The sequence below is a fragment of the Psychromonas sp. genome (assembly GCF_047632955.1).
Classification (GTDB): domain Bacteria; phylum Pseudomonadota; class Gammaproteobacteria; order Enterobacterales; family Psychromonadaceae; genus Psychromonas.
The window spans coordinates 164,483-180,946 of record NZ_JBLIED010000005.1; the positions used below are offsets into that span (position 1 = coordinate 164,483).

The 16,464-nt window shown below is 38.5% G+C and carries 15 protein-coding genes and 1 pseudogene; 2 read left to right on the forward strand and 14 right to left on the reverse strand.

Translation table 11 applies throughout. The features are described 5' to 3' along the window. Nucleotides 1–225 precede the first annotated feature (225 nt). Entirely contained in the window at nucleotides 226–924 is a 699-nt protein-coding gene (locus tag ACJAZP_RS05955; RefSeq protein ID WP_415229822.1) for a DsbA family protein, read from the forward strand. 70 nt (nucleotides 925–994) lie between these two features. On the opposite strand, the gene ACJAZP_RS05960 is transcribed toward ACJAZP_RS05955, so the two are convergent. The 9 genes from ACJAZP_RS05960 to ACJAZP_RS06000 form a co-directional block, all read right to left on the reverse strand. Continuing rightward, nucleotides 995–1,591, reverse strand: coding sequence for a pentapeptide repeat-containing protein (locus tag ACJAZP_RS05960; RefSeq protein WP_415229823.1), 597 nt, complete (start codon nucleotides 1,589–1,591; stop codon nucleotides 995–997). Nucleotides 1,592–1,762: 171 nt separating this feature from the next. Then, nucleotides 1,763–2,494, reverse strand: a complete 732-nt coding sequence (nfsA, locus tag ACJAZP_RS05965; protein ID WP_415229824.1) for an oxygen-insensitive NADPH nitroreductase — start codon at nucleotides 2,492–2,494, stop codon at nucleotides 1,763–1,765. Between the two features lie 452 nt (nucleotides 2,495–2,946). Next, complete coding sequence (acnA, locus tag ACJAZP_RS05970; RefSeq protein WP_415229825.1) at nucleotides 2,947–5,622, reverse strand: aconitate hydratase AcnA; 2,676 nt, start codon at nucleotides 5,620–5,622, stop codon at nucleotides 2,947–2,949. A 411-nt stretch (nucleotides 5,623–6,033) separates the two neighbouring features. Then, nucleotides 6,034–7,602 carry a DUF805 domain-containing protein gene (locus ACJAZP_RS05975; RefSeq protein ID WP_415229826.1) on the reverse strand — a complete coding sequence of 523 codons (1,569 nt, stop codon included), beginning with the start codon at nucleotides 7,600–7,602 and terminating at the stop codon, nucleotides 6,034–6,036. A 79-nt stretch (nucleotides 7,603–7,681) separates the two neighbouring features. After that, nucleotides 7,682–8,179 carry a DUF1294 domain-containing protein gene (locus ACJAZP_RS05980; RefSeq protein ID WP_415229827.1) on the reverse strand — a complete coding sequence of 166 codons (498 nt, stop codon included), beginning with the start codon at nucleotides 8,177–8,179 and terminating at the stop codon, nucleotides 7,682–7,684. Between the two features lie 542 nt (nucleotides 8,180–8,721). Next, nucleotides 8,722–9,159, reverse strand: a complete 438-nt coding sequence (locus ACJAZP_RS05985; RefSeq protein ID WP_415229828.1) for a GNAT family N-acetyltransferase — start codon at nucleotides 9,157–9,159, stop codon at nucleotides 8,722–8,724. A 635-nt stretch (nucleotides 9,160–9,794) separates the two neighbouring features. After that, nucleotides 9,795–10,469: an HAD family hydrolase gene (locus ACJAZP_RS05990; RefSeq protein WP_415229829.1), complete on the reverse strand. Its 675-nt coding sequence runs from the start codon at nucleotides 10,467–10,469 to the stop codon at nucleotides 9,795–9,797. 8 nt (nucleotides 10,470–10,477) lie between these two features. Then, on the reverse strand, nucleotides 10,478–11,017 hold the full coding sequence (locus tag ACJAZP_RS05995) for a GNAT family N-acetyltransferase (protein WP_415229830.1): 540 nt from the start codon (nucleotides 11,015–11,017) through the stop codon (nucleotides 10,478–10,480). Nucleotides 11,018–11,134: 117 nt separating this feature from the next. Then, complete coding sequence (locus ACJAZP_RS06000; RefSeq protein WP_415229831.1) at nucleotides 11,135–11,548, reverse strand: GFA family protein; 414 nt, start codon at nucleotides 11,546–11,548, stop codon at nucleotides 11,135–11,137. A gap of 518 nt (nucleotides 11,549–12,066) precedes the next feature. Here ACJAZP_RS06000 and ACJAZP_RS06005 point away from each other — a divergent pair. After that, nucleotides 12,067–12,468 (forward strand): annotated as a pseudogene (locus ACJAZP_RS06005) (transposase); the annotation flags it as partial. 193 nt (nucleotides 12,469–12,661) lie between these two features. Here ACJAZP_RS06005 and ACJAZP_RS06010 read toward each other — a convergent pair. From ACJAZP_RS06010 to ACJAZP_RS06030, 5 genes are all read right to left on the reverse strand, one after another. Further along, nucleotides 12,662–13,192, reverse strand: coding sequence for a transposase (locus ACJAZP_RS06010; RefSeq protein ID WP_415229832.1), 531 nt, complete (start codon nucleotides 13,190–13,192; stop codon nucleotides 12,662–12,664). A 230-nt stretch (nucleotides 13,193–13,422) separates the two neighbouring features. Continuing rightward, nucleotides 13,423–13,908 carry a hypothetical protein gene (locus ACJAZP_RS06015; protein WP_415229833.1) on the reverse strand — a complete coding sequence of 162 codons (486 nt, stop codon included), beginning with the start codon at nucleotides 13,906–13,908 and terminating at the stop codon, nucleotides 13,423–13,425. Nucleotides 13,909–14,017: 109 nt separating this feature from the next. Then, on the reverse strand, nucleotides 14,018–14,380 hold the full coding sequence (locus ACJAZP_RS06020) for a hypothetical protein (protein WP_415229834.1): 363 nt from the start codon (nucleotides 14,378–14,380) through the stop codon (nucleotides 14,018–14,020). A gap of 130 nt (nucleotides 14,381–14,510) precedes the next feature. Beyond that, on the reverse strand, nucleotides 14,511–14,972 hold the full coding sequence (locus ACJAZP_RS06025) for a hypothetical protein (protein WP_415229835.1): 462 nt from the start codon (nucleotides 14,970–14,972) through the stop codon (nucleotides 14,511–14,513). A gap of 254 nt (nucleotides 14,973–15,226) precedes the next feature. Beyond that, nucleotides 15,227–16,464 (reverse strand): transposase (locus ACJAZP_RS06030; RefSeq protein WP_415229836.1); only part of this gene is annotated, 1,238 nt, incomplete at its 5' end.

Consider the following 16,464-nt stretch of genomic DNA (forward strand, 5'->3'; position numbering starts at 1 on the left):
TAAATTAAGGTTGGTGAAGCTGTTTAACGGTAATAGTTGGGATAATGAGGGTTACCCATTAGTAAGTTCCGGGTAGGGCTGAAGAGCACTGTATTAAGCTATATTTAGGTAATATTGGGCAGGAATGTTTTGACAATTTACAACCTTGCTTACACCAATATTTTTTTTAAAGACATTATAATGCTATAACTGCTGTTATTATTTTTTGCCATAATAAGCTTTTATATGTCACAACAATCAAAGGTTAATATTCAGGTTTCATATATTTACGATCCGATGTGCAGTTGGTGTTGGGGTTATCGTCCGAGCTGGCTTGCCCTGCAACAAGCAATACATGAGCAACTACCCGACGTACATATCAATTACAGTTTAGGCGGTTTAGCCCCCGATTCTGATCAGCCAATGTCCCTGCATACGCAAGAAGTTCTAAAACATGGATGGAAAAGAATAGCTAACCAGCTGGGTACCAAATTCAATTTCGATTATTGGGAAAAGTGTAAACCTAGACGTTCTACTTATCCTGCCTGTCGAGCATGTTTAATCGCAAGAGAATCTGGCCTAGAAGAACAGATGATAGTTGCGATTCAAGAAGCATATTATTTAAATGCAAAAAATCCATCCGATGATGATACCTTAATTGCACTGGCTAAAAAAATTGGCTTGGATGAAATAGCTTTCTCCAAACAATTATCTTCGCCGGAAATTCAGCAGCAGTTACTTTCTGAAATACAGCAAACCCATACTTTACCGATTAATGGATTTCCATCACTGGTACTGAGTATAGATGGGCGACACCAGCGGATTCAGTTGAGTTATCTGCATTGGGAAAAGAGTTTTGAGCAAATTCAAAAGATAATTAATTTAAAATTAAGGAAAGGTTACCTCGGGGTAATAATGCGTGCTTTGCACTATAAGAGTCATTAGAAAGCTGTAGCTTCAAGCGCTCGACATCATTTTTAAAACTGATTAGGTTGTGTTGATTAGACCCTGAGCGCTAATCGACCAAATCTATGTCTAAACTCGACAACAAACTCAGCGCTTCAAACCGGGAAAACTTTGCTTTCGATATTTTGTTTTCTAAAACATCGATATTAAAATTGGTTGACTCGCTAAAGTCTACATTGTGCAAATTAGTATGCATAAATAAACTGTTGGTAAAATCACAGTAAATCATTGATGAATTTGAAAAATCACCGTCTCTGAGATCTACTTCATGTAACTTGCATTGATCAAATTTTAATTCATTCAACGTTAAACCAAAAAATGATGAGTCGTTGAGAATGCATTTGCTAAATTTAAGCTCTGAATCTAGATGGAATGACGGCCAATATGCCCTTGTCCAATCAATACCAAGCAGTTTGCATTCAGCAAAACTTACTTCAAAGAAACGAGAATAAGGGATCTTTATCAAACTTAGATTGCAGCAATTAAATGAACAATTAAGAAACTTGCATCGAGCAAACACAGCCGATGAGAAATCACAGTCATTGAACTCACAGTCTTCAAACTCCGAGTCAGAAATGTTTAAAGCTAATAGCACCTGTTTATCAAAAGAGACTTCGAAATACTGCTCATTACTTTCTATTTTCACCACTGAACCTCTGTTCGTCTGACAAGGTTGTAGAATGACGCTTGCAGATAAATTCCATAAAATTTTAACCTGACCCATCGTCCTATAATGATTATATAGTAGGTAAATGGGCCCTTCAAAAGGTTCGGCTGTGCTTAATTATTAATTAGCAAATCGCATTACGATTTAACATTATAGAGTGCCAAATCCTTTTTTTTCTAAGAAATCTTTCATGTGCGTACGCGATGGTGAACTCATCATCGCTGATATCTGGCTTGTCCATGTATCGTATCGGGAATTATTAGTACGATTTTGGTAATAGTCACGACAGATTTCATTGTACTTCCCTAAGTATGACGTATCTTCGCTGTAATAGTCTTCCATTAGAGTGACTTCAACGGGAAGTCGAGGTTTTTGCTCTGGTTTTTCGTCCGGGTATCCCAGGCACATACCAAAAATAGGATAAACATAATCGGGCATTTTCAAAAGTTGGCATACTTTTTCTGGGTTATTACGGATACCTCCGATAAATACACCTCCAAGTCCAAGCGATTCCGCTGCCACCATGGCATTCTCTGCAGCAAGGGTCACATCAACGGTTGCCACTATAAATTGTTCTGTATATCCTGCCGCCATCTCTTTCTGCTCATAATGACAAACATCTTCAGATCTTTTTAAATCAGCGCAGAACACAAGAAATACCGGGCTCTTTTCTACCCAAGTCTGTCCGCCTGCCAGTTCTGCAAGTTTTTTTCGATTGTCGTTATCTGTAATATTAATAACACTATAAGCTTGAATATTATTCGAAGTCGCAGCCGAACCAGCTGCTTGTATAATGGTATTCAGTTTTTCTTTACTGACAGATTCCGGTGTGAATTTTCGAATTGAGCGGTGGTTTTTCAGAAGGTCAATAACTTGGTTCATATATTCCCTTAATTAACGTAATTAAAAATAGGCAGGGTAGCCATACCGTTTCTCTTTTTGGGAAGAAGCGAGCGTGGGGATAGCTTGAATTTTCACTACCTGAAGCACTTTGAACACAAAGCGGTTTAGAGATTTTACACTCTTTGTCTGTTGATGTACCACATTTATGCTCATGCAATGACGAAGCTTATCAATAAGATGGTTAAACAATGAAAGGTATTGGCGGTTATTTTAAAATACATTATTTATTAGTAAATCGTATTGTAGTAGCGAGTAAAAATAAAAGAGCTGACCTCACAACCCGCGTGAGCGCCATAAGAGGAACCTGAATCTCACCTAAATTCTCCTTTTCAGTGCGGTATTTTGAATTCATATATTCCTCCATATGGACTGGATCCCAAAAACAAGATCCAAACTAGTCTCAATTTAATCTGTTTTTCTTAAAAATACGCTTACCCCTGGGAAACTATTCGGTTAAGCACATAAGTGAGTACGCCTCCCGCGCGATAATAATCAACCTCAACGGCCGTATCGAGTCGAGACAACAATTTAATTTTGCGCTGCTCACCGGACGGATAATGAATAACGGCGTTGAGCTTTTGATTGGCACTCATATCACTCTCTAAACCAATAATGTCGAAGGACTCATTGCCGCTTAACTGCAATGATTTACGATCCTCGCCCTCCATAAACTGCAAGGGTAATACACCCATTCCAGCAAGATTAGAACGATGGATCCGCTCGAAACTCTCGGCAATAACAGCTTTAGCACCCAGCAGTAAAGTGCCTTTAGCGGCCCAGTCTCGACTCGATCCCGTACCATATTCTCTACCGGCAATAACAACACTGGCTCTTTTTTCCTGCTGATAATGCATGGCGGCATCAAAGATGAACATCGCTTGCGACTGACCCTGCAAATGGGTGTAACCGCCTTCTTTATCCGGCGTCATCTCATTACGGATGCGAATATTACCAAAGGTACCGCGCATCATTATCTGATGATTGCCGCGTCGTGAGCCGTAAGAGTTAAAATCTTTGTCATCAATCCCATGGTCGCGCAAATATTGTGCGGCAGGGCTGTCTTTGGGAATGGCACCTGCGGGGGAAATATGATCCGTTGTCACCGAATCTCCGAGCATAACCAGAATAGGTGCATCAACAATATTACTAAAATTATCGCGATATTGTGGTTCGAAAAAGGGTGGTCGTTGAATATAAGTGGACTCTTCGGAAAACTCATAATTGGCATCGGTCCCGGACTGGATCGCCTGCCACTCTTTATCGCCGTCAAATACGGCGCTATAACGCTTTTCGAACATTTGATGAGTGACACTTTCTAGCAACTCGGCGATTTCCGCGTTACTCGGCCAGATATCTTTTAAATAAACCTTTTCACCGTCACTGCCGGTGCCTATTGGATCCTGACTGAGATCTATGCGAGTGGTGCCGGCCAGCGAGTAGGCCACCACTAAAGGGGGTGATGCTAACCAGGAAGCCTTAACCTGTGGATGAATTCGTCCTGCAAAATTACGGTTGCCCGACAAAACAGCACAAACGATAAGATCGTTTTCCTCAATACAATCTTGAACAGGTTTTGGTAAAGGGCCGGAATTGCCAATACAGGTAGTACAGCCATAACCCACCAGATTAAAGCCGAGTGTATCAAGTGATTGTTGTAATCCTGTTTCCACAAGATAATCGGTCACTACCCGTGATCCGGGCGCAAGTGAGGTTTTAACCCAGGGTTGTTTAACCAGCCCTTTTGCCACGGCTTTTTTCGCCAGCAGTCCTGCTGCCAACATCACCGCAGGGTTGGAGGTGTTAGTGCAAGAGGTAATAGCGGCGATCACCAGTGAACCATGATGGAGCGACTGATCACTGTCATTGAGCGGAAAATCCGTGGTCTTTTGCTGACCCTTTCCATTGAGATCAATAAAGTCGTCGGTCGCGGTTTTTAACTGGCGCATGGCGACCTTGTCCTGCGGCCGGTCAGGTCCTGCAAGGTTGGGTTCAATATCGCTCATATCAAGAGATAAAGTATCGGAAAAATCAGCCGTTGGGGTAGTTTCATCAAGCCACATCCCCTGCACTTTACAATACGCTTCAACCATATCAATGGTTTGCTGATCTCGACCCGTCAATTTCAAATAATTCAGCGTTTGCTGATCGACTGGGAAAAATCCACAGGTAGCACCATATTCCGGTGCCATATTGGCAATGGTCGCACGCTCTGCCAAGGGTAAATAAGCAAGACCGGCACCATAAAATTCGACAAATTTTCCGACTACACCGTGCGCTCTTAGCATTTGCACAACCTGTAGCACCAGATCCGTCGCGGTGATCCCCTCTGCCAATTTACCGGTCAGTTCAAATCCGACAACATCGGGAATCTGCATTGAAATCGGTTGCCCAAGCATCACCGCCTCGGCCTCAATCCCGCCAACGCCCCAACCTAAAACGCCCAGACCATTAATCATGGTGGTATGGCTATCGGTACCGACCAGTGTATCAGGATAGACCAGACACTCATCACCCGTTGTTTCACTCCATACAACTTTAGCCAGATATTCAAGATTAACCTGATGACAGATGCCGGTGCCCGGAGGTACTACGCTGAAATTTTCAAAGGCTTGTTGCCCCCATTTTAAAAACTCATAACGTTCTTTGTTGCGGGACATTTCGATGGCCACGTTTTCATCAAAAGCGGATTTACTCGAAAATTTGTCAACGTTAACCGAATGGTCGATTACCAGATCAACTTTGGCTAAGGGGTTGATTTTTTGCGGGTCAAGGCCCTCTTTAACTAAGGCATTACGCATCGCAGCAAGATCCACAACTGCCGGTACACCGGTAAAATCCTGCATTAAAACGCGCGCAGGCTGATAGCTGATTTCTGTCGTACTGCCTCGGCCTTGACTGCTAGCGAGCGCTTCAATTTCTTTTCTGCTATCACCATCATCCTGCTGATGACGTAATAAATTTTCCAGCAAAACTTTGATTGAGACGGGCAAGCGTGTTATCGAATTGTCACCCGCTAGTTCGCCTCTATTTATCGCATAATAGCTATAAACTTGACCATTTACCGTGAAAGTGTTTTTAGCGTCAATATTAATTTTATTTCCAGACATAATCTATCTCCTTGATAAACTGACCATCTTTAACCCAACATAACCTATCCCTTTAACAAAATCCTATCTATCACCTAACGAATATCACCAGCTTAACTATTTCAAAAAAAAGTATTTTATTTACGAACAAAACTTCATCTCAGTTAGTCACCAATAGGAATGAATAGAGCAAATGGTAAACTCATGGAGTCAGGTCTTTCATTTTGCACAGTCAAAGACCTGCAATGAGTCTATCATCAAATCTTATCAATCATGTGGTTACACAATGAAAGAGATTGGCTGCGATTTTAAAATATATTATTCATCCGTCAGTTGAATTGTAGCTGTGAATGAAAAATACAATAATGAAAAATCTGACTCTACAGCCCTTCACCGCGAGATAACAAGCCGTATTTTTCGTTGTTAATTAACTTATATTTTTTCCGGAATACATCTTATATTATATTTTTCCTTCGACGGACCATCTAAGCAGATGAAGTTATCTCTCTCAGTTATTTTATTATAAAGCGGCCCATATGGGCTTTCTAGAGGTTGTGTTTTATTACTGAGAAGATAATTGGCAAGCGATATTTTAGCGTCCAGATCGTGTACCTTTGCAATATATTTAGATAAATATGTTATTGGCTCTTCAATCATGATGCTGCCGCCGTAATTTCGATAGTTTGGTTCAAATTTTGGAGCCGCTTCAATATTTACAACGCTTTTCGCAAACACTTCAGCGGGTAGGTTATCGAGTGAAATTAGCTCTTTGTAGCTCATTAATCGAGCATTTATTGTCATATTTACTTTAAAGATGATCTTAACCATCCATGACGGCAAACCATTCCAACCATCGGTATTTCGGTCAGCATCTAAAAACATATTGTATTCCTGTATAAATTCCCTGACTAAAGGATACTTCATGCTCATTTCTGAATGCGATAAATGCGCGATTTCAGTTAGTTTATCTACCTGGTAAGCCGAGTGTATATAAACGATGATATCAAGGTTATTTGAAAGCAGATTTATAAAGATTAGTTTATGTATTAAGTTATCGGCTAAAACTAGATGCTTTCGCAAATATTTATTGTCATTAAGCAGCATCTCGATCGCTTCTTCTGCTTTACCTGAGCGCGCAAGTGATAGAGCTGAAAATATTTTTATTTTATTTCCAAACGTTAAGTAGTGATAAGAAGGCAATGGAGAGCCAATGTCGGCTTTGGTCATCGTAGTAAATTCTGAATACGAAATAAATTTTTCATACCTTTTTGTGATAACCGAAAACTTCTTAATTTGATTTTCCCAGTGATTCGAACTGGCAATTACCTTATTTAAGCAGCCAGCTTTAGAAAGTTGACAGTACATCTTATTTTTATTGTCTGGCGTTGGTAGTTTTTCATCTTTAGTTAACTTTTTAGTCTCGCTCACCGGACCAAAAAGATTTTTAGGCGAATTATTGTAATGTGTTAATAACCGACGTCCTTGAGCTAGAATATTTTTTTCTTCTAGTGCAGCCATTCCATTTAGGTATAAATATGCTTCGCTTCCATTGGCTACTCTATTCTCTATAAGTGAAACATACTCTGACACCTCAACACTTAAATCATCGTCTACCTGCAGTAAAAGCACCGCCAAAAAGAGTATGGCTAATATTTTTACAAATGTTTTACACATACTTCTAAATTTATGTCGTTCCGTTGAGCTTGGCCATATTATGAGTAATATTAAAAATACAACATTAACGACGGGAATAAATATTACTGGGGACCACCAACCCGCGCGATTTAAATCGTGTAGGCGTAATATTATTATTAAAAAAAAACCTATATTTAATAATACAGTGAGTAATATTAATACGGGATTTAAAGCTCCTATGCCAAGGTGTTCGATAACTAAATTAAAAAATGGCGACACTTCAATCAAAATATAAGCAGCAATTAAGCTAGCTATTAACACTAAGTTGAACGTTTTTCTTGGCCAACGGCCACTTAAAAAAGACACTACTATTTCCCTATACTAGTTTCAAAAATATAATTCCCTGTTAACAGCAAAGTGTTTTCCGTCCTTGTTTAATAGCTTGCTAGCTTTCTCGTATATAAAACGTATCACTTTCATAATAAAGATAATTATCATTACGGAAGCTGAATAGAAACAAAGCTGACTTTCGAACATACTGGTTATCAACATTCTTTGTTACATAATTTTTGAGATTATGAGTATTACTCCGCAACATATTAGAGCCGTAATTAGTATGCATTCCAACAACCAATGCGGAATTTATTAATACCGTGAACATAAAGGCTGACCGAAAACATTGCTTTTTACTTTTATGACGGAGTTTTTGTTGAGCAACTATCGCTCCAGGCCAGCCAAAAAGTAATGAGTACATATGGAGTGTACTTTCAGATATTCGCCATTCATCATTCTGAGCTGCCCGTTTATCTTTTGCATAAAGAAAAAAAGTTAAAGTGCTAGCGATAACGTATATAAAAAATATAATTGGTGGTAAGTATCCAAGATAAAATGATCCACCTAAAGCAATCGTTAAAATATAAATTGGTAAATAGTTAAAGTTCATTGGCTCTCTCTGAAAAGTTAACAGTGTATTAGTCTTCATTCTCTCTAATACATATTTAAATTTCATTTATTTTTAATGATTATATGATAACAGACTTATAAAACAGTTAGATAGACCCAAAGCATGATTGTAAGTTGATGTTTTATATTGGGAGATGATGCTTCTGTATTTATAGGTAGATCTATAATTGTAGATCATAAAAAATTAACTTTTAATTTTCAATAAGTTAAAGCATTAATGGTTCATATCATGTACAAGAAAAAGGGGCATGAGCAGGGCAGGTTATTCATTTTTCACTGTCAAAGACTTGCTATGAGGCTATCATCAAGTGGATACGCAATGAAAGGGATTGGCGACGATTGTAGACCACATTATTCAACAGTAAGTTATTTTGTAGCTGCGAGTAAAAAAAGATAATGCAAAATGAAAGAGCTGATACCACCGCCCCTCCTAATTAGCTGATCCATGAGGTATTAAACTTTGAAACATTTGAGTCTAAAAATACTCAAAAATTAGAAGGGCAGGTATTGCCTTTTTGCGCTTTATTCTTGCTCCCTTAGATAATTAATTACCTTCACTTTAAACGTCACATCCGAATAGGATTGTTTAATCAGATTAATCGCGGGTATATTCGTGCGCTCCATCAATGGGACGGCACGGTCAGTGGCAGTAACATAAGCATGAACATCGCGATGACGTGCAAGCAATGGTTCAATAATATCTTTATACAAAGCATTTGCCAGCATTGTGGCATAACCTTTATTACGATGTTCACGGACAACTACGAAATGGATCAAACCCAAATCCTGATAAGTAACACCTTGATGATGCACAATTTTATCAGTACGGGCTTCAAAATTCTCAAGAAGAGCATAGCCAAGCAACTCATCATCGACATAAAGTTTAATGATTTCTGCTTGGGTACCATATTGCAACTCATCATGTTTAGATAACCACTTAAAGATGTACCACATCTTCATGTCATCATTACCTAAGGTAAGTAACTCATTAGCACAGGTCTTGACATTGCAGTACTCAAATCTAATCATCAACAACCTTTTAATTTTCTAGTTAATTCAATATATAATAAAAACATTTTTGGTCAGATGACACTGGCTTCCTTTTGGACAACTGAGGGGAAATTTTAGCATAATGTGTGCCAAACTTGTCACTGTTTATTCTTTCGTTTTGAATGAAATATATTAATACTACTTAGGTAAGCAATGCCTTGTTATGCCTTGATTTCATCATATTTAATTTTATATTGTTATCTAGATATTCGGCCTTTAAAATGTTTTGCAATTGATTTTATTTTATTTACAGACCGAAATAAAAGAGCTCTACTTTCTTTAGGTATTCTTGGCCCAAGATAAATAGCATTAATAGCTTTTTTAGAAATGGCATGAGGGGAGGGGCTTTTATTTTGTACAGTCAAATACTGGCAATGAGGCTATCATCAAATCTTATCAATCGGGTGGTTGCACAATAAAAAGATTGATGGTTATTTTAAAATACATTATTCAGCAGTAAGTCGTATTGTAGCTGCGGATAAAACAAGACAATGCAAAATGAAAAATATGATCCCACCGCCGTTTGTCCCTTGATGATTAATTTGTTAGTCGCTTGCTTGCAGATGAAAATTCTGTGATATCCATTGTGTGGCTATATTTAGGTTACTACATTCGTATGCGGTTTTGGAAAACAGATTACGGACTTGCTGCGATGAAGAAACTCCGATGCATTCCATATTGGCTCGAATGGCAGAAAGACTGCCGTTATAGGTGTCTTCAATAGCCAGACATTCCGATGGCTGTAGGCCTAATTTTTCTGCAGCCAATAAATAACAATCAGGCGCAGGCTTACTATTTTCAACATCATCACCAGAAACGACTACAGATACATACTTTTCAAATCCGTGATTCTTTAGAGTGGTATTTACTCCTTCTCTCCCGGCCCCAGTAACAACTCCAACTTTTAAACCGCGTTCATAGAAATAGCGCACTGACTCAAGTGCACCACTCATAAGAGGGAAGGCCTGCTTAGCCAAATATGCATTAGTGATTTCTGCTTTAGCTAATACAAGTGTTGTTGGTTCAACTTCAAGAGAATGATTCTCTACAATTTTTTTGGCGTTTGTTGTGGTTGGAATTCCAGCATACTGGCTTTCGTACTCTTCATGGGACAGTTCAACATTATATTGATATAGAACTTCTCGCCACATCTCAAAGTGAGCTTGTTCTGAGTCCGCAATTGTTCCATCGTGATCGAAAAGCACAGCTTTAATGTTCATCATTACCCTTATTTAGATATGACAGCGAATGCGTCCAGTGATTTAATTTGTTGTGCTGACAATGAAAGTGACATTTCATGCCAACTAAGGCCACCATGATCAGAGTCCGATTCACCCAGATAAACGAAACCATACTTCGCATACATATTTATCAGCTCGGTTTGGCAAATCAAATATATTTCTGTTTTGTTCATTTCTTTCATCGCATTGATAAAATGTTTCATAAGCAGACTAGTAAAGCTTTTACCCTGATATTCAGGATGAATTACAACTGACATTATCACGATATGCTCGCCATGCGGATCATGGCCAATCAACTCTTTAAATTCTTCATCTGACAATTCAACTTTGTGTGTAGCTCCAGAATTAATAAACCCCACGATTTCTTTTTTGTTTTCTAAAATAAGAAAGCCCTCAGGGTATGTTTCAATTCTTTTTAAAACCTTCTCTTTCGTAGCAGCCTCTTCCCCTGCATAGGAGGCATTTTCAATTTCAAAACATCTATCTAAATCTGACACTTTGGCACTACGGATATTTAATTCTGACATGTAAAACAATACTCCCTGAATTGGCACAAACGCCACGCTAAGCGGACTAAAATAGTGGGTTGAAATGTGTAGAGAAGGAAATGTAACCAACTGTTTTAGTTGTGTTTAATCGCCTTGTTATGTTTGCTTTGGAAAGCCATTAGCTTTAGGGCCTTCGAGTCCAGCTTTATGCCAGTCAGTTTGCTCCGCGCAAAATATATGGGCATCTAACTGCTTTGAAGGTTCATCATTTAAGCTTCCTGCAGGAACAATTAGAGATTTCCCACTTTTAGAGATAAACGGTAAACCAGATCCACATTCACTGCAAAACGCTTTAGAAAATGAGCGTTCAGGATGATCGTAGCGTTTTATACTATCGAGGCCTTTAGCCCATTTGATATTGTCAGGTGATGTAAACAAGTTAGAAGCATGCGCCGAACCAGTTAATTTTCTACATTGTTCGCAGTGACAAAAATAAAAGTTACTAAAATTATCTTCTAGCGTAAAAATAACGTTACCACAGCAACAACCACCTGAAATTTGATTAGCCATACGACCTCCGTGTATAAAAGTACAGTGTAAACATAACAGTGTATTAGCCTGCATTCTCACTAATACACATTTAAATTTTTTTAACAATCATATGATAACAGACTCATAAAACAGTTAGATAGATTCAATGCATTATTGTAAGTTAATGTTTTATATTGGGGAAATGAGGCTTCTGTATTTATAGATAGATCTATAATTGCAGATCAAAAGATTTAACCTTTTATTTTCAATAAGTTAAAGCACTAATAATACGACATTTGTGTATTAAGGGCCCATTTCATGTGCAAGAAAAGAGGGTATTAGAAGGGCATGTCTTTCATTTTGTACAGTCAAAAATTAACATAGCCAAATTAACATAGCCACCCATAATTATTGGGGAATATTTGTGCACTGGTCTAATATTTAATTACCTTTATTTACTTGCAGGTAATGAATGATGGCCAGACCAAGACAAACGATAGTGAGTTTAGATGACACACCTTACTATCACTGCTGCTCACGTGTTGTACGTAAAGCATTTGGCGACAACCCCCGAAACCTCCGATCACACCAGCATCCAGCGAAGAATTCATTCAGCCATAAAAGGTGAGCAACCAGCAGAATTACTGCCGTTTGTAGGTGATGAACGCCTGAATATGCCTGACGGGCTGATGTTCAGTGTGAAGGACTACATTATGCTCGTTGAAGATACCGGTCGAATTATACGAGAAGATAAGCGCGGTGCCATCAGTTCAAGCAGTCAAGGCATTCTAAACCGACTTAATATTCCGACAGACAACTGGCTTAAAATTACCACCGAATTTGGTCATTTATTTAAAGGGCCGGTGGGTGCCTTACCGGCATTAACTGAATACTGTGAACATTTAGACCGAAAGCGACGGCACGGTGCAGCCAACTGCCAACACTGGCTGTGCGCTTAAAGCTTAATTCTTCAACCACCAGTAAGTCATTTCCCGCTTGATTGATATCAAGCTTCTGCTATGGGTTTAAAACGACCATACTCCTCATATTTCACAATCTAAAGCCGCATTTATTGAAAAAAAGTTCAATAAATGCGGTTGAATATTTAGAAAAGACTACTGCAATGAATGCTGAAAGAATCTGTGTTATTGGTTAGAAAAATGGGTGGCATTGTTGTTTTGACTTGGTCTGTTTACGTTCCAACTCTTCGAATGTTCCACTCCACTCTTTACTGGCATTCGATTTTATCTTGCAGCCATCAATCGCAAACATATTACGGCCAATCAATCCTTCCCTGTCACATATCATCAGCACCTGTGTAAAGAGAGGCTCAATTTTGTCTTTCATTTTAGCGACAAAGCTAGCGATAGAGGTGTAATGAGGTTGCTCGTCACCCGACAAACTCATAAAGGTAATATTGGTTTCACAAGCTTGTGCGATACGGCGACTGCTAACTAAACCCCGTGAATAACCAAACAAAATAATCTTTAACATGACTGACGGAGGATAGGCGGCTGCGCCGCCATTATCGTTATTGTACCAATCATCAAAGGCAGTTAAATCAAGGTGCTTATCGACAATATGTGAAAGTGCATATTCAAATGTGCCGGGGATAATTTGTTGTGCAAAATCAATGGGAATGAATTTACTTTGGCAGGATAAATCAGGTTTATAATTGGCCATTACATTTCACTCAGAGCGAATAATAACCATTAGATCACAGACGATCAGTGCAATAAAGTACATTTTTCGTACAACTTGAAGTAATAAGAAAATAACGAAAAATATGCTTTTTGGAGAAATTCTACAGCCTCAACGCCTTGCTCACCGGCGAGTAAGTTGGTGCTGTTTTTGCTGCTTTTTCTTTTAGCAAAAACCGCGACAACTGTATCGAGTCCGCGTGCAGCAACTTGTTAGGAGCTTTTAGTTAACCCCATTTTTTCGTTACAAATATCAAAAACATTTGAATCTAGAGCGAATGTTTCTCGCATGCCGTCAGCCGTCATTGAAGTCCATAAAATTTCACGCTGAATTAAGGACTCTATTCCGTTTGACGAAACGTTTTGATTATTCATTTGAGTCCAAGTTAAAACGCTACCACCTGCCATTAAAAATGATTGAATCACATTTTTTTCATCTGCGCTTAGTTTGTTGTATAAATTCTCAGCTTCTTCTTTTTCTATTTTCCGTTTTTTATTACGTTCAGCTTTTTCATTGATGCCTGTAGCCACTATACGAATTACAGGAAAAGTAATAATTGAAGCAAAAGCTGCAATTACCCAGTCTTTTGATAAAAGATAAACACCTAAACCAATTAAGCCCGCGATAGAAGTTGCAATGCTACGACCAAAATCATTTTCCGCATACACGCGGTCTGCCCATTTTTCGATAGTTTTCACTTAAGCTCCTAACGCCGCACTAAGCGGACTAAAATAGTGGGTTAAAATGTGTAGCAAATCGAAACCTAACCTACTGTTTTAGTTCCGTTTAAGTGCCTTGTTAGCTGTATTATCCGACAATACCTTTTCTTCGCATTTTTGCGATAAAAGAAGGAGCATTCCCTGTTAGGTGACTCCCATCAGATTTAACAAGACCATTATCCTCAGATGCAAAAATAGGAGCTAGATACACTTCAGTAAAAAATTCTAAACAAGCCTGACCAATTCCTTTTCTTTGATATTTAGAACTAAGTTGGTCAAGGTACATCCACATAATATAAAAACCATTGTCAAACTCATCTAAATTAATATTTCCAATTTTTTCATTAGTTTCAGTGAATACAATAATTGATAATAAATCTTCATCAATTACGATAGTTACCATTTCATTATTGGATATTTTATATAGTTTTTTAAATTCATATTCTACCATTTACACTCCAAAACTAAGAAACAGCTAACGCCGCGTTAAGCGGACTAAAATTGTGGGTTAAAATGTGTAGCGAAGCGAAACGTAACCCACTGTTTTAGTTCCGTTTAAACGCCTTGTTAGCATGATATTACTAGTATCTTCTTTCATCTGCATGTACGACGTTACCTTTCACTGCATCAATATATATTTCGAATAAATTATGAAGCAGAGGTGAATCAAAAATAACTTTACAGCAAGCATGGCCTTCAACATCTTCAGAAGAAGGCGAACTGAAACTACCAATTGATAACTCACCTTCAATTGATTGTTCATTACTAATTAAAAATCTCTGACTTCCATCTGAGTTCAAAAAATCAAATGTATTATTTGGATAATTCCAATATAGGACCGCTATTGTTGCCCCGTCATTTAATAAAACAGCAGACAAGCCATCAGCATTTTTTAAGTTATAGCTTTTACCAGAACACTTCCACTGAATTTCAATTACAGGAGAAGGCTTCCAGCCTTTAGCCAGCAACTCCTCAATTGACATTGAGTCATCTACTTGCTTTCCATCTGCCCTTATTTCCCTAAAATCAATTATTTTACCCACTTACTACTCCGTAGTTTTTTAGGATAACAAGCTTAAAAAAGACTCAGACTCGAGTTTGCCCATTCATGCTAACGAGGCTGTAGAATTTCTCATTTTCAGCCTGTCCGCTTAAAATAAAAACCAAGGTAATTTATATTTACTTGATATTCAATGGATTATTCAAATTTTAATAAGTGACTGATTAAATTGAGTGGTAAATTGGTTTATTGAGGCGTGTAGGGAGGATTATTTGATATTAGGGCTTCGCCCTTGTCTTAATGTAAGCTATTCCTTAACTTCTCTATATTGTGAACCAAGCAGTACATCTGCCACTGCGCATTCACTTTCTCTTGCCCGCGAAGCGTGAACTTATTCATCCCTTTATTCACCGTTATATTACCGAAAACGGGTTCAATTGTACCAAGCCGTTTGCTGTACTGCCGTCGACCAGGACTGCTGTCAATCTTGACGCGCATTTTATCGGTATATGAGATGTATTTATCTGCTTTATTCGTTTCAAACTGGACCTGTCGCCCCTGTTTACTGGGTACTTTCCGCATGCATTGTGCTTGAAGTGGGCAGACTCGGCAATCTTTTAAATAACCTGAAAAACGAACATAATGACGGCCTGCCGTTTCAATGCTTTTAACACTTAACCACATTTCCTTACCCGCTGGGCAACGACATGTAAGCTCATTTTCATTAAAATAAAAGTCCGTACTATTAAATAATCTGGCTCGACCTTTACTGCGTTTTAAACGCCGTTTTTCCTTTTCAGTTTGATAGGTTTCGCTTGTTTTAAATAAGGGATTACGACTTCTAAATGCAGTGTCGGCCATATAAGCATCGAGTCCAGTTGTTGCCATAAATTCAAGATTAACTTCACTGTGGAAACCACTGTCAGCGGTAAATTTAGCCTCATTAAATGCGTCCGGTGTACCGAGTTTAGCGAGTTGTGTTTGCAGTTGTTCAACGGCGGGTTTTAAGGTTTGCTGCTCACCCACCGAGCCCCATACCTGTGCTTGCATGATAATCTGTTGTTTATCATCATTAATGGCAATGCCGTTGTAACCTTGAATGGTTCCTTTACTGGTGGTCATTTTGGCACTGTCGGGATCGGTGATATTACTTTTGACGGGTTTCTTTCTATTCCCTATTTTTTCTTCATTGCTTACTAAGAATTGTTTTATTTTATCAGCACTTTTATCGAGCTTTTCTTTCTGCTTTAAATCATGCTGCACTTCATCTTCACTCAATCCGTCTTGTGCTTGATGACGTTCAATAATTCGTCGACTGGCTCGACGTAACTTGGTCTGTTTACGTTCCAACTCTTCGAATGTTCCACTCCACTCTTTACTGGCATTCGATTTTATCTTGCAGCCATCGATCGCAAACATATTACGGCCAATCAATCCTTCCCTGTCACATATCATCAGCACCTGTGTAAAGAGAGGCTCAATTTTGTCTTTCATTTTAGCGACAAAGCTAGCGATAGAGGTGTAATGAGGTTGCT

Coding starts and splice junctions, on each gene's coding strand:
- ACJAZP_RS06000 (WP_415229831.1), bottom strand. CDS start 11,548: ATGGCTAATCAAATTTCAGGTGGTTGTTGCTGTGGTAACGTTATTTTT.
- nfsA (WP_415229824.1), bottom strand. CDS start 2,494: ATGAACCAAGTTATTGACCTTCTGAAAAACCACCGCTCAATTCGAAAA.
- acnA (WP_415229825.1), bottom strand. CDS start 5,622: ATGTCTGGAAATAAAATTAATATTGACGCTAAAAACACTTTCACGGTA.
- ACJAZP_RS05995 (WP_415229830.1), bottom strand. CDS start 11,017: ATGTCAGAATTAAATATCCGTAGTGCCAAAGTGTCAGATTTAGATAGA.
- ACJAZP_RS05985 (WP_415229828.1), bottom strand. CDS start 9,159: ATGAAGATGTGGTACATCTTTAAGTGGTTATCTAAACATGATGAGTTG.
- ACJAZP_RS05980 (WP_415229827.1), bottom strand. CDS start 8,179: ATGAACTTTAACTATTTACCAATTTATATTTTAACGATTGCTTTAGGT.
- ACJAZP_RS05955 (WP_415229822.1), top strand. CDS start 226: ATGTCACAACAATCAAAGGTTAATATTCAGGTTTCATATATTTACGAT.
- ACJAZP_RS06020 (WP_415229834.1), bottom strand. CDS start 14,380: ATGGTAGAATATGAATTTAAAAAACTATATAAAATATCCAATAATGAA.
- ACJAZP_RS06010 (WP_415229832.1), bottom strand. CDS start 13,192: ATGGCCAATTATAAACCTGATTTATCCTGCCAAAGTAAATTCATTCCC.
- ACJAZP_RS05990 (WP_415229829.1), bottom strand. CDS start 10,469: ATGAACATTAAAGCTGTGCTTTTCGATCACGATGGAACAATTGCGGAC.